We start from the raw sequence: 12,394 nt of genomic DNA, 5'->3' as shown, positions 1-12,394 counted from the left end.
ATGAGCGATGGAATTCACCAGTACTGAATTCCATCCGGTCATCGCGGCCGCTGCACCTGACTCAAGTGTGGCGCTGAACCAGTAATCACAGATACCAGCGATACTCCCGCGCGCTGATCTCCTGCATGAATGCCAGGTGATCCTGACGTTTATTCTCGCAATACACGTCGACAAACTCGGCGCCCAGTCCCGCACGCAGTTGCGGCTGGTGCTGCAGAGCGCGCACCGCGTCGAGGATTTCCGTCGGGAAATCGATGCCGCTGTTGCGGTCATCGTTGAGGGGAGGGATCGGCTCCTTGCCGGTTTCCAGACCATGTTCCAGGCCCACCAGAATCGCCGCCAGCACCAGATACGGGTTGGCGTCGGCGCCGGCCAGTCGGTATTCGATGCGCAGGTTTTTCGTGTCCGATTCGGGAATGCGCAGGCAGGCGTCGCGATCCTCGTAACCCCAGCTCGCCTGGGTCGCAGTGTTCACCGTGCCACTCAGGCGGCGCATGGCGTTCTGGTTCGGGGCGAAGATCGGCATGCTGTGCGGCAGCAGATCCAGGCAGCCGGCCACCGCGTGGCGCAGTGCTTGCTGGTGATTGGCGGCCAGCAGGTTGTTGCCAGCCGCGTCATACAGGCTGACATGCACATGCATGCCGCTGCCCGGATGCTCCACGTACGGTTTGGCCATGAAGCTGGCGCGATAGCCATGCTTGAGCGCGACCCCACGGGTACTGCGACAGAACAGCGCCGCCCAGTCCGCAGCGCGCAAGCCGTCGTCCAGATGGCCGAAATTGATTTCGAACTGGCCCGGCCCCAGCTCGGCGGTGATCACCGTGGCGTCAATGCCCTGAGCCCGCGTCGCTTCAACCATTTCGTCGAGCACCGGGGCGAAACGCGACAGACGCTCGATGTGCATGTTCGGCTGATCATCGGCATCATCGGTCAGTTCGTCGCGGGGGAATTGCGGCAGGCCGTCACGTAGTTTTTTGTCGAATAAGTAAAACTCCAGTTCGAAAGCCACCACCGGGTGAATGCCCTTGGCCGCCAGTCTATCCAGCACTTTCGCCAATACCTCGCGGGGTTCGAATTCGATCGGTTTGGCGGTGCCGTCGGAGGTAATCAGCATCTGCCCCACCGGCTGCGCTTCCCAGGTCACCGGTTTGAGCGTGCCCGGCACCAAGCGGCGCACGGCGTCCGGGTCGCCGTCGTTGAAACAGTAATCACCAATCTTGAACAGACCGCCTTGCACGCCCAGCAGCACGCAGTTTTGCGGCAGTTTCAGTGCACTGCCCGCCGCGACTTTTTCGAGCATGTCCACCGGATAGCGCTTGCCGTAGAAGTGCCCCGGAATGTCCAGGGAAATCAGGTCGACATAACGCACCTCGGGGTAACGTTGGCGAAACGCGCGCACTTCGGCGAGCAGGTCAGAGCAGACAGCGTCCATGGTGTTCATCCTTTGTTGTTATCAGGTGTAGACCCAGAGCACACGGGTGAGCTGCCCGGTGAGGTTGCCATAACGGCAATGGGTGTGACTGTCGAATTGAAAGCTGTCGCCGGCCCTCAAGGTGACCGGCTCGTCGTCGTTGCCCAGCCACAAGGTCAGTTCGCCTTCGAGCACATAACCGCCCTGCTCCGAGCTGTCGCTCATGTGGCGGTCGCCGCTGCTCGCGCCCGGCTCCAGATGACTTTCGAGCATCGAGAACGAGGCACGCATCTGCGGCGACACCAGAATGTCGGTGATGCCGTTGGCGTAATACAGCGTGCGGCGTTCGTCCGGACGGGTGACCCATGGCACTTGTTTGGCTTTGGGCAGGCTGTAGAAATAGGTGGTCGGCACGCCGAGGGTTTCGCTGATCGCGGTGAGATCGGCCACGGTCGGGCGCGACAAGCCACGTTCGACCTGCGAGAGAAAACCCACCGAACGGCCGATTTTGTCGGCCAGCTCTTTGAGGGTGTATTTCTTGTGCTTGCGCAGGTCGTGGATCAGGATCGCCAGCGCGGCGATTTCTTCTTGCTTGTTCATGGTCAAAATCTCATCAAATGCTGTCGCGCAGCCGATACCAGGCCTTGCCGATAGCCTCCAGCGGTGCGGCGAAGTGCTTGCCGCCGGGGAAACGACCATTGCTCAGGCCCTGGTACAACGCCAATTCATCCGCCTCGCCGAGAATCGCGTCGGACACCGCGCGGGCGGCGGCCAGTGTCGGCAGCACGCCGTGGCCCGAGTAGCCTTGCAGCCAATAGCGATCGCCCTCGCGGCCAATGTCAGGCGTGCGTTTGATCGTCAGGTCGATATGCCCGCCCCAAGCGAATTGCAGCTCGACGCCCTTGAGCTGCGGAAACACGCGTTCGAGAAACGGCCGAGTCGCCGCCGCAATGTCCTTGGGCATACCGCCCAGATAAGTGCAGCCACCGCCGAACAACAAGCGGTTGTCCGGCGTGCGACGGAAGTAATCGAGAACAAACTGGTTGTCGGTCACGCAGACGTTACTCGGCAGCAGCGCGGTGGCTTGCTCCGGTGTCAGCGGCGCGGTGGCGACTTGATAAGTGCCGACCGGCAGGATGCAGCTGGAGAGTTGCGGGTCGAGCTCATCGAGATAGGCGTTGCAGGCCAACACCAGCACGTCGGCCTTCACCGCACCGCGCTCGGTATTGACCCGGAAACCGCTGCCCTCCTGCTGATAACTCAACGCTTTGCTTTGCTCATGAATACGCCCGCCGGCCCGCTCGATGGCGGCGGCCAGCCCGAGGGCGAGTTTCAGCGGATTGAGGTGTGCGCCTTCGGCGTCAAAGAGGCCGGCCTGATAACGATCGCTGGCGACCCATTGCGGCAAGTCTTCACGAGGAATGAACTGCAGACCGTCATGGCCCCACTTGTGACTGGCCTCGTGTTGCCACTCAGTCAGCAGGCTGACTCGACGCGGCATCACCGACGTCCACAAATGGCCGGGGCGATAGTCGCAATCGAAACCATGCCGCCCGGGCAATTCACGCAGCTCCTGCGCGGCCCAACGCATGCCGTCCCACAGACGCCTGGCGCGCTCATATCCAAGCGCAGCCTCCAGCGGCGGCATGTCGCACGACCAGCCCAAAATCGCCTGCCCGCCATTACGCCCGGACGCGGCCCACGCCACGCGACTGGCTTCGAGTACGGTGACGCGCTTGCCGGCCAAGGCCAGACGCAACGCGGTGTGCAGCCCACTGAAACCGGCACCGATGATCACCACGTCGGTGTCGTGCACACCTTCCAGCGCCGGCCGTGTGCTGAGAATATCGGCGCAACTGTGGGCGTAATAACTGGCGACATGCTGTTGGGATTGCTGAAACATTCGGCGCCTCATGAAATTTATTTCTTATAATTTCATGAAAATCTACAGAACAAATTTCATATCGGCAACCGACAACTGTTTCACTCACACAGATCAATGCTCCAACGCATAACGCCGGCAATGCTCCAGATAACCTTTCTCATGTTTGCCAACCAACTGCACAACACTGGTCCACAGCCACGACGGTGCATCCAGCGTCTTCGTGCGGCACGCCTGCAGCTCACGCATCCATGAAGCCCGGGTGCTCATGTCCATCTGCCGGGCATGGGCCAGCCCCACGACCCGGGCCAGATAGCCGGCGGCAAGCTTCGCGTCGGTCTGGCTCAACTGATCCAGTTCCAGTTTCATGTCTTGAGGCAGCAGTTCGCGGATGAAGAAGCCATGGTCGAGCACGCGGGTGGCGATCATCCGATTGCCCAGGCCCGGCGAGAGAAAACGCGCACCTTCAACCACACGTTTGCCGTTGTCGCGAGGCATCGCGGCTCGCGCCACTCGTGGTGCGGCGGCGGCAATCGCTTCCTTGATATCCAGCAGGCAATATTCCTGATCGTCGCCCTCGCCCACCCCCAGCAACACCGCATAACGCTTGAGCCCCAGCGAGCTGCAGCCTTTGACCCAATAAGCCGAGTCGAGCATTTTCACCCGGTCGTCCTTTGAGCGCCCCTTCAGGGACGTAACCAGCGTATGGACGTCAGGCGTTGCGCAAAGCGATTTCAGCGCGCTGCGCTCTTCCCGTGACAGCGACCAGAAATGCTTGCCCAGCGGAATAGTTGGTTTGGTGCTCTCGATGCGCTCCTGGGCCAGATGCTTCCAGGTACGCTGCACCGCGCTGCGCATGCCGGCCTTGACTTGCGCGGGTCTTGGCGGCTCTTTGTCGACGTCGTCTTCGAATGCTTGTTCATAGCCGCGCATCATCTCTTCAAGCATGCGCGCGGTGGCGACGCCGGGCAGGTCCGAGCCTCGGGCGGCGGTGGCCAAGGAAAGCGCCAGACGCACCAGATCATGCGCGGGGTTGCCGATAACGGTTTGGTCGAGGTCGCGGATGTGAATGTCGATGCGCCCCTTCAGATCGCCGGTCGGCCCGAGATTGCCGGCGTGACAATCGCCGCAGATCCACACCGCCGGCCCTTTCGGCAGGCTGCGCCCGGGCTGGCTGTGCAGCCACTCATAAAACTGCACCGTACTGCCACGCACATAAGCATGCGCGGAGCGAGCCATTTTCAGATTGCGCAGTTGTGACAGGGGTTCAAGACGTGCGGAGGGCCGTGGGGTTTTCATGGACGCTTCTTGCAGTGAATGTGTCCTGTTGACCGCCGCTCGCTCGCAAATGTTTCAAAGTATTACAAAGGCAACTCAACCCGCGCCAGCAAGCCACCGCTGCTGCGATTGCTCAATGTCAGTTCCCCGCCCTGCTCGCGCACAATCGCCCGCGCCGCCGACAGCCCGAGCCCGACGCCACCGGTTTCCCGGTTGCGCGAGGTTTCCAGGCGGAAAAACGGGTCGAACACCCGCTGCAACGACGCTTCGGGAATCCCCGGCCCGTTGTCACTGACGTCGATGCACACGCTGTAACCGTCGCTGCTCAGGGCGATTGCCGGCTGCTGCGCGTACTTTTCGGCGTTTTCCAGCAGATTGACGATCACCCGTTTGATCCCCAGCGGGCGGCCCTCGTAGACCAGATGCGCCGGGCCGTGGAAATCGATGGCAATGTTCTGGTCGCGGTAGTCGTCGATGATCGTCTGCAACAGTTCCGACAGGTCGAACGCGGTGCTTTGCTCCGGCTGAGTGTCTTCCCGAAAGAACGCCAGTGCCGCGTTGATCATCGACTGCATTTCTTCGATGTCGCGGATCAGTTTGCCCTGATGATCAAAGTCCTCCATGAACTCGCTGCGCAGGCGCATACGGGTCAGCGGTGCGCGCAAGTCATGGGAAATCGACGCGAGCATGTGCGTGCGTTCGCTGATGTAGTGCTGAATCTGCGCCTGCATGGTGTTGAAGGCGATGATCGCCTGGCGGATCTCGTCGGGGCCTTCGACTTTGATCGGCGGCGCACGCAGATCTCCGCCAAAACGCCGGGCGGCGCTGGCAAAGCGTTGCAGCGGTTTGGCCAGTTGCTGCGTGGCCAGCCAGGCCACCAGCACGGTGGCGATCAGGCCGAGGGCGATGATGATTGCGATGCGCGTGCCGATGTCCAGGCCCCAGGAGCGTTCGGGCGAAGAGAACAACAGCCAACTGGCATCCGGCAGTTGAATCAGCGCCGCATAGCGCGCCAGCGGACTGCCGCTCGGCCAGTCAGCGGGATTGAACACCCGAATGTCTCGCTCATCGCCCAACAACTGATGCAACCCCGACGTCTTGTTGGCGATGAGCTGCGTGCCACCTGCTGGCAATCCAAGTTCGTCGCGGTGCGCACTCCAGGTCACCTCCTGCGTCGGGCCGGTTGCTGCGTGCGCCAGTTTCGGGCGTAAAGGCGCTGGTGCGGCCTCGATCACTTTGACGGTCGCGGCAATCTGCTCCAGCAAACCGGTACGTTCAATCGGTGGCCGCGCCCAGGTCCCCGCAACCTCCACGAACAGGAAATTGAGTGCCAGCGAAGCCAGCATGGCCGCGACAATCGTCAGCGCGATCCGCCGACTCAGCGGATCACGGCGCAGGAATCGATGGATCATGAACGAGTGACCTTGGCGGTGAACATGTAACCGCCGTTGCGCACGGTGCGGATCAGGTCCGGGCGTTTGCTGTCCGGCTCGATCTTGCGCCGCAGGCGGCTGACCTGCACGTCGATGCTGCGATCAAAGGCGTCGTGGCCCTGACCACGAGACAGGTCGATCAATTGTTCGCGGGTAAGAATGCGCTGCGGGTGTTCGAGAAACACCACCAGCAGATCGAACTCGCCACCGGACAGCGGAATCATCACGTTTTCCGGGGAGCGCAGCTCGCGACAGGTGATGTCCAGATGCCAACCGGCGAAGGCGATCACCGGCCGTGACGTCTCGCTCGCGGGGCTGACCTGCTCACCGGCGCGGCGCTGCACGGCGCGCAGGCGAGCCAGCAATTCACGCGGGGCGAACGGTTTGGTCACGTAGTCATCGGCGCCCAGTTCGAGGCCGACAATCCGGTCGCTCAATTCGCCCATGGCGGTCAGCATGATGATCGGAATGCCCATCTGCGCGCGCACTTTCTGGCACAGGCTCAGGCCACCTTCGCCGGGCAGCATCAGGTCGAGAATGATCGTGTCTGGGCGCTGCTGGGCAATTGCCGCCCACATCGCTGCGCCGTCGGCGGCGACATCGACCTCGTAGGCATGCTGGACGAAGAACTTCTTCAGCAGGGCGAGAATTTCCACGTCATCGTCGACGATCAGCAGTCTGCTCACGGGCACAGGATCCTCAGGCCAAAAAAGAACGCATCTAAAACTATTCTGGCGGGCGGGTCATATATTTCAATCGAGCAACATTCCGTCGCCCCGGACATCAATCGGACATTCTGCGGCAAAACCCCTCAGGCACCCTGCACGCCATCGACAACCGGGGGGCTTTCAATGAGCGCATTGCACAACCGTTATACCGCCGAGGGCCACGACGCCCGCTATCCGTTGATTCTCAGCCAGCGCACCAGCGCGCCCGAGCAGGATACGCCGCTGTTGTTCCAGGAGTTCTGCCTGGGCCTGTCAGATGATCAAAGCCGAATCGTCCTGCGCCGCTATTTCGAGCAGTACGGCCCCGGCGATTCGCAATGGGTCGAGTACGTGCATTCGATTCCGACCGCCGACCTGATCCAATGGATCATGAGCCACGGCCAGCTGCACATCGAGTGCTCGGACAACACCCCGCCGCTCTCCTCCCCAATCACTGCCCGCGCTTGAACGACGCGAGGCAAAAGCGCAAAACAAGGATTCGCATGATCAGAAGCCATTGCTTGATGTCGGTGCTGTGTACGGCGTCCCTGAGCCTTTCGGCCTGCAGCAGCAAAACCGTCGAACCGCAGAAGTACACCGGATTTCTGCACGATTACAGCGTGCTCAGCGAGCGCCAGTCGCCATCTGGGCAGAAGGTGCTGGGTTGGGTCAGCCCGGCGCTGGCGCGGGGGCGTTACACCCAGGCCTATCTGGCGCCCAGCCAGTTCTACCCGAGCGCCGCGCCGACCGAGCGGATCCCGCTGAGCACGCTGTCCGGCGTCACCGATTACTACGACGCCGCGCTCAGGCTGGAACTGGGCAAGGTCATGCGCCTGGTGCCACAACCCGGCCCGAACACCCTGACGGTCAGACCGGCGATCACCCGCGTCGCCGCCAGCACCCAGGGCCTGCGCTTTTATGAATGGCTACCGGTGACGCTGGTTGCCGCCGGCGTGAGCACCGCCACCGGCATTCGCGATCAGGACAGCGAAATCACCACCGAAGTCTCATTCGAAGACGGCTCAACCGGCGAAGTGGTCGCCGAAGTCGTGCGCAAGGGCATCGGGCTACCGCTGGAAAATGACAAGCAGGTGCTGACCGCCGATGACGTCAAAGCGGTGCTGGACGGTTGGGCCAGTGATCTTGGGAAGTCCTACCTGGCGACCCGTCGTTAGCCGTGTGACTTTTTCAGCTAGCCTTGCTCACTGAATGTGCTGACCTATTCGCGAGCAAGCCCGCTCTCACAGGGGAACTGCATTCCAATGTGGGAGCGAGCCTGCTCGCGAAAGCGGTGTGTCTGGCAACTAGTCACTAGAGACTTTCAGCGATCGAAAACACCGTAGACAAGGTCTTGAGCAATCTGCCGGGTTACCAGTTGTTCAAGGACACCACCACACGCTTTGCCGGGATGGAAAACCCCGACGGCTCGAGGGTCGGGCTGATTGCCGAGGAACAAGGCTGGCGCCTGTGTCTGGTGGTGGAAAGTCTCGGTGACTGGATGACGGTATACATGCCGGATGGCGGAACGGCCGGTGGCACGGCGGGCGAAGTGCGCTTGCTGCAGGCCCGCGAGGTGATCATTACCGAGCTGTCGTGGCTGACCGTGGCCGCCGGGTTGCGCCGTGGCGGACGCGGGATGCTGAAGCAGATGCAGCCGTGGTTGCCGAAAACCTGAAAACCACTACTCGCTGCTCAAAATGCCATGGCAGATCAAACCCAGCACACCGCGCATGTGTTCGGCATGTGCCGCCCTGTCCGGCTCAGGCTCGGTCGCCAGACGGATAAACGCCATGTTCGCGTACTGGTTGAACAACGTCGCCGCCACGTCCAGATCTACCGTCGCCCGCACCTTGCCTTGCGCCTGAAAATGCCCGAGCAGCGCCTTGGTTTCTTCGATCACCGCCGCATTCCACGGGCTCAACGCCAGCGCCAGTTCACCCGTAAGCAGAAACGGCGCCAGTTCACGCCACAATGAGGCCGGCATCGCTTGCAGTTGATAGTCGGTCATCAAGCCTTCGAACTCGCACAACGCCTCCAGCGGATCGCTGTCGTCATCCAGATTGGCCCGCGCCTCGCGCATCGCCTGCTCGTCCGGCTGTTTGAGCAAGGCCAGCAGAATCTCCTGTTTGCCACCGAAATAATTGACCACCGTCGGCGCGGAAACCCCGGCCTGGATCGCGATCTGGTCCAGCGTGGTGGCCGCAAAACCGTTGGTCTTGAACAACTCCAGCGCTGCCTGCGCGATGACTTCCCTGCGCTGTTCCTTTTGCCGTTCTCTGAGCCCGCTCATGGTACTGATGTCCTGTCTTGCTGATCGGCGTCAGCCTACGGATTTCTTTTTTCACCGACAAATATTTTCTTTACAAAAATATTTGTCGGTGACAAATATTAACCGTGCACCGCTGGAATGAACGCGCACCCACTTGCCCCGTTTCTCTGGAGAACCGTCATGTCTGCCGAATTCGATCCGACCCGCAGCACCCGCGATTATCAGGCCGCCGACGCCGCCCACCACATTCACGCGTTCGTCGACCAGAAGGCGCTCAACGAGGAAGGCCCGCGGGTGATGGTCAGCGGTGATCGCCTGGCACTGTGGGACAACGACGGCAATCGCTACCTGGACGGCATGTCCGGCCTGTGGTGCACCAACCTCGGTTACGGGCGCAAGGACCTGGCCGCTGCCGCCAGCGCACAGCTGCAACAACTGCCCTACTACAACATGTTCTTCCACACCACTCACCCGCAGGTGATCGAGCTCTCCGAGCTGTTGTTCAGCCTGCTGCCCCAGCACTACAGCCACGCGATCTACACCAACTCCGGCTCGGAAGCCAACGAGGTGCTGATCCGCACCGTGCGCAAGTTCTGGCAGGTGATGGGCCAGCCCGAGAAGAAAATCATGATCGGCCGCTGGAACGGCTACCACGGCTCGACCCTGGCTGCGACGGCGCTGGGCGGCATGAAGTTCATGCACGAAATGGGCGGCACCATCCCTGACGTGGCGCACATCGACGAGCCGTACTGGTTCGCCCACGAAGGCAACCTCAGCCCGGAAGAATTCGGCCTGCGCGCCGCACGGCAACTGGAAGACAAGATCCTCGAACTGGGCGCCGACAAGGTCGCCGCGTTCGTCGCCGAACCGTTCCAGGGCGCTGGCGGCATGATCATTCCGCCCGCCACCTATTGGCCGGAAATCCAGCGCATCTGCCGCCAATACGACGTGCTGCTGTGTGCTGACGAAGTCATCGGCGGATTTGGTCGCACCGGCGAATGGTTCGCGCACCAGGCCTTCGGTTTTGAACCGGACACCCTGTCGATCGCCAAAGGCCTGACCTCCGGCTACATCCCCATGGGCGGGCTGATCCTGTCGCGACGTATGGCCGAAGCGCTGGTGGAAAAAGGCGGCGTGTTCGCTCACGGCCTGACCTATTCCGGTCACCCGGTGGCGGCTGCGGTGGCCATCGCCAACCTCAAGGCCTTGCGCGATGAAGGCGTCGTCACTCAGGTGAAAAACGACACCGGCCCGTACCTGCAGAACTGCCTGCGCGAAGTGTTCGGCAACCACCCGCTGGTGGGTGAGGTTCAGGGCGTCGGGCTGGTGGCGGCATTGCAGTTCGCCGAAGACAAAGCCACCCGCAAGCGTTTCGCCAACGAGAACGACATCGCCTGGCGCTGCCGCACCATTGGTTTTGAGGAAGGCCTGATCATTCGATCGACGCTGGGCCGGATGATCATGGCCCCCGCATTGATCGCCACGCGCGCGGAGCTGGATGAATTGGTCGACAAAACACGAATCGCCGTGGATCGCACGGCTCGCGAATACGGCGTGCTGTAACGCATACCCCTTGTAGGAGTGAGCCTGCTCGCGATAGCGGTGTGTCATTAACATCGATCTAAACTGATCGACCGCTATCGCGAGCAGGCTCACTCCTACAAGGGAATCAGGAATGGCTTGAACTCAGCACATCGGCTCAATCCAGCCCGGTTGATCCTGCCCATCATCAGAGACCTTCCCTGATTGTCGGTCTCTCTTGATGGCTTCCTCAACACCACACTTTGCATTGTTGGCACTGCTTTGCGCAGCGAGCGACAGTGCTTTGGCCAATGACTTCTTCGACGACGCCAAAACCGAAGTGCTCAGCCGCAACTTCTTCCTGAGCAACGACTACCGCTCGCCCTCTCCCTCCGGCAAAAACTATAAACAGGAATGGGCCCAGGGCTTTATCGGCACGTTCACCTCTGGCTACACGCCAGGCACTGTCGGATTCGGCATCGATGCCCACGCCTTTCTCGGTCTGAAACTCGACGGCGGCAAAGGACATTCCGGCACGGGTCTGTTGCCGGTCGACAGCAATGGTCGTAGTGAACCGAACTACTCCAGCGCTGGCGGCGCGTTCAAACTGAAAGCTTCGCGCACCACCCTCGCGTTCGGCGAGATGACCGGGGAAACGCCGGTGTTCGACACCTCGGACAAACGCCTGCAACCGGAATACGCCACAGGTTTGCTAGTGAACAGCCGTGAAATCGACAACGTTAACTTCACGGCCGGACACTTCACCGCGTTCAAGAATCAGGACAGCTCTTCGAGCCACGGCGACTTTTCCGGTTACGGCGCCACTACCGAGGCTGGCGGAATCAGTTTTCTCGGCGCCGATCTGTTCGGCGACAGTCCGGTTGGTGGATCGCTTTACGCCTCGGACCTGACTGACACCTGGCATCAGTACTACGCCAATCTGCACTTCAAACAGTCCGGCCTATTGCTCGATGCCAACCTCTACCACACCCGCGATACCGGTCGGGCGCTGGCCGGCGCCATCGACAACACCGCGTTCAGCCTGTCCGGCAAGTACAGTTTCGGCGCGCACGCGGTCATGCTCGGCTGGCAACGCATAAATGGCGACACGCCGTTCGATTTCGTGGGCGGTGACTCGATCTACCTCGCCAACTCGATCAAATACGCCGACTTCAACGGCGCCGGCGAACGCTCCTGGCAAGCACGCTACGACCTCGACCTTGGCGCTTTCGGCATCCCTGGCCTGACCTTCATGACCCGCTACGTCTCCGGCGACCACATCGACGGCACTCACGCGCCCAAGGGCGGCGCGTACAACCCGTTCGATGCCGAGACTGGCGACTATCAGCCGCAGCAAGGCGCTGGCGGCAAGCATTGGGAACGGGATATCGATCTGAAATACATCGTGCAATCGGGCACGGCGAAGGACCTGTCGGTGCAGCTGTCGCATGTCTCGCACCGGGCCAACGAGGCACAGGCCGGGGATGATATCGACCGGATTTATTTAGTGATTCAGTACCCGTTGGGGTTCTGATGGCTGGTGGTTAAACCCAGCCTCTGGCCCGATGTCGCCCTACGAATCCATCGACTGGAAAAACTCCGCGAAGCCGCCGACAACGAAACCCTGCTGGTACGCGCCAGCCTGCCCCCCCTGTGGGAGCGAGCCTGCTCGCGAAAGCGGCCGATCAGTCGGCATAGACGTTGAATGACGTACCGCATTCGCGAGCAGGCTCGCTCCCACAGGGGATTCAGTGCGTCATGGATGCTGCGGTAATCGGCGGAAGGCAGCCGGAGTCGAACCTGCCCGGGAACGGATGCCGTCCCCAACCGGGTTTGAAGCCCGGCCGCGCCACCGGGCGCGATTGCCTTCCTTTGAACTCAGGGTGCGTCGGC

At 61.4% G+C, this 12,394-nt stretch carries 12 protein-coding genes and 1 tRNA gene; 5 read left to right on the top strand and 8 right to left on the bottom strand.

The genetic code is table 11. The features are described 5' to 3' along the window. Positions 1 to 85 precede the first annotated feature (85 nt). The 6 genes from CRO59_RS21210 to CRO59_RS21185 all read right to left on the bottom strand — a co-directional run bounded on the left by CRO59_RS21210 (position 86) and on the right by CRO59_RS21185 (position 6,690). Entirely contained in the window at positions 86 to 1,432 is a 1,347-nt protein-coding gene (locus CRO59_RS21210) for a glutamine synthetase family protein (protein WP_097089840.1), read from the bottom strand. 21 nt (positions 1,433 to 1,453) lie between these two features. Next, on the bottom strand, positions 1,454 to 2,011 hold the full coding sequence (locus CRO59_RS21205) for a helix-turn-helix domain-containing protein (RefSeq protein WP_027614278.1): 558 nt from the start codon (positions 2,009 to 2,011) through the stop codon (positions 1,454 to 1,456). Between the two features lie 13 nt (positions 2,012 to 2,024). Next, complete coding sequence (locus CRO59_RS21200) at positions 2,025 to 3,314, bottom strand: FAD-binding oxidoreductase (protein WP_097089841.1); 1,290 nt, start codon at positions 3,312 to 3,314, stop codon at positions 2,025 to 2,027. 93 nt (positions 3,315 to 3,407) lie between these two features. Continuing rightward, a complete protein-coding gene (locus CRO59_RS21195) occupies positions 3,408 to 4,592 on the bottom strand; it encodes a DUF2252 family protein (RefSeq protein ID WP_097089842.1) in 1,185 nt (394 codons plus the stop codon). Positions 4,593 to 4,654: 62 nt separating this feature from the next. Next, entirely contained in the window at positions 4,655 to 5,983 is a 1,329-nt protein-coding gene (locus tag CRO59_RS21190; protein ID WP_097089843.1) for an ATP-binding protein, read from the bottom strand. Further along, the gene (locus CRO59_RS21185; RefSeq protein ID WP_097089844.1) at positions 5,980 to 6,690 is read right to left on the bottom strand and encodes a response regulator; all 711 of its coding nucleotides are present in this window, start codon (positions 6,688 to 6,690) and stop codon (positions 5,980 to 5,982) included. The genes CRO59_RS21190 and CRO59_RS21185 overlap by 4 nt, the downstream gene beginning before the upstream one ends. A 165-nt stretch (positions 6,691 to 6,855) precedes the next feature. Here CRO59_RS21185 and CRO59_RS21180 point away from each other — a divergent pair, with 165 nt between their 5' ends. The 3 genes from CRO59_RS21180 (at position 6,856) to CRO59_RS21170 (ending at position 8,386) form a co-directional block, all read left to right on the top strand. Further along, entirely contained in the window at positions 6,856 to 7,179 is a 324-nt protein-coding gene (locus CRO59_RS21180; protein WP_097089845.1) for a hypothetical protein, read from the top strand. Positions 7,180 to 7,214: 35 nt separating this feature from the next. Beyond that, complete coding sequence (locus CRO59_RS21175) at positions 7,215 to 7,886, top strand: DUF3313 domain-containing protein (protein ID WP_097089846.1); 672 nt, start codon at positions 7,215 to 7,217, stop codon at positions 7,884 to 7,886. 176 nt (positions 7,887 to 8,062) lie between these two features. Further along, the gene (locus tag CRO59_RS21170) at positions 8,063 to 8,386 is read left to right on the top strand and encodes a hypothetical protein (protein ID WP_256578475.1); all 324 of its coding nucleotides are present in this window, start codon (positions 8,063 to 8,065) and stop codon (positions 8,384 to 8,386) included. Positions 8,387 to 8,392: 6 nt separating this feature from the next. Here CRO59_RS21170 and CRO59_RS21165 read toward each other — a convergent pair whose 3' ends face one another. Continuing rightward, positions 8,393 to 9,001 (bottom strand): TetR/AcrR family transcriptional regulator, encoded by a 609-nt coding sequence (locus CRO59_RS21165; RefSeq protein ID WP_097089847.1) that lies wholly within the window; start codon positions 8,999 to 9,001, stop codon positions 8,393 to 8,395. Between the two features lie 159 nt (positions 9,002 to 9,160). Between CRO59_RS21165 and CRO59_RS21160 the strand changes: the two genes are divergently transcribed. Beyond that, entirely contained in the window at positions 9,161 to 10,543 is a 1,383-nt protein-coding gene (locus CRO59_RS21160; RefSeq protein WP_097089848.1) for an aspartate aminotransferase family protein, read from the top strand. Between the two features lie 199 nt (positions 10,544 to 10,742). Beyond that, positions 10,743 to 12,035 carry an OprD family porin gene (locus CRO59_RS21155; protein ID WP_097089849.1) on the top strand — a complete coding sequence of 431 codons (1,293 nt, stop codon included), beginning with the start codon at positions 10,743 to 10,745 and terminating at the stop codon, positions 12,033 to 12,035. A 244-nt stretch (positions 12,036 to 12,279) separates the two neighbouring features. Here CRO59_RS21155 and CRO59_RS28675 read toward each other — a convergent pair. Continuing rightward, a tRNA-Sec gene (locus tag CRO59_RS28675) sits at positions 12,280 to 12,372 on the bottom strand. Positions 12,373 to 12,394 lie beyond the last annotated feature (22 nt).

The sequence above is a fragment of the Pseudomonas sp. LAMO17WK12:I5 genome (genome assembly GCF_900215165.1).
GTDB lineage: Bacteria > Pseudomonadota > Gammaproteobacteria > Pseudomonadales > Pseudomonadaceae > Aquipseudomonas > Aquipseudomonas putida_A.
This window is presented reverse-complemented; position numbering and strand designations above follow the sequence as displayed.

Bases quoted from the DNA above. Each gene is read 5' to 3' on its own strand.
- CRO59_RS21210 (WP_097089840.1), bottom strand. From the start codon at position 1,432: ATGGACGCTGTCTGCTCTGACCTGCTCGCCGAAGTGCGCGCGTTTCGC.
- CRO59_RS21205 (WP_027614278.1), bottom strand. From the start codon at position 2,011: ATGAACAAGCAAGAAGAAATCGCCGCGCTGGCGATCCTGATCCACGAC.
- CRO59_RS21200 (WP_097089841.1), bottom strand. From the start codon at position 3,314: ATGTTTCAGCAATCCCAACAGCATGTCGCCAGTTATTACGCCCACAGT.
- CRO59_RS21195 (WP_097089842.1), bottom strand. From the start codon at position 4,592: ATGAAAACCCCACGGCCCTCCGCACGTCTTGAACCCCTGTCACAACTG.
- CRO59_RS21190 (WP_097089843.1), bottom strand. From the start codon at position 5,983: ATGATCCATCGATTCCTGCGCCGTGATCCGCTGAGTCGGCGGATCGCG.
- CRO59_RS21180 (WP_097089845.1), top strand. From the start codon at position 6,856: ATGAGCGCATTGCACAACCGTTATACCGCCGAGGGCCACGACGCCCGC.
- CRO59_RS21175 (WP_097089846.1), top strand. From the start codon at position 7,215: ATGATCAGAAGCCATTGCTTGATGTCGGTGCTGTGTACGGCGTCCCTG.
- CRO59_RS21165 (WP_097089847.1), bottom strand. From the start codon at position 9,001: ATGAGCGGGCTCAGAGAACGGCAAAAGGAACAGCGCAGGGAAGTCATC.
- CRO59_RS21160 (WP_097089848.1), top strand. From the start codon at position 9,161: ATGTCTGCCGAATTCGATCCGACCCGCAGCACCCGCGATTATCAGGCC.
- CRO59_RS21155 (WP_097089849.1), top strand. From the start codon at position 10,743: ATGGCTTCCTCAACACCACACTTTGCATTGTTGGCACTGCTTTGCGCA.